This is a genomic window from Arthrobacter saudimassiliensis (assembly GCF_059090665.1).
In genome coordinates, this window is record NZ_JBNHFX010000016.1 from 1 (window position 1) to 268 (window position 268).

Below are 268 nucleotides of genomic sequence, written 5' to 3' on the forward strand. Positions count from 1 at the left end.
GTAGGCCGGATGTGTCTGTTGTTTGAGAACTCAATAGTGTGCCAAGTTTATTGATACCAATTATTTTGATTGGTTATTTGGCCGGTTTGCCGCACCCCCGTGCGGTGGGATCGGTCTTTTAGCTGGTTTCGAATTTAGGCAGCATTGCGGGCTGGTTTTCCCCGGTTCACAGTGTTGTGTCTGTAGTTTTTTACGGAGAGTTTGATCCTGGCTCAGGATGAACGCTGGCGGCGTGCTTAACACATGCAAGTCGAACGATGATGCCCAG

General features: G+C 49.3%; 1 rRNA gene. It reads left to right on the top strand.

The window, feature by feature from the left end:
- Positions 1–189: 189 nt before the first annotated feature.
- Positions 190–268 (top strand): 16S ribosomal RNA (locus AC5RV6_RS16960); the annotation flags it as partial.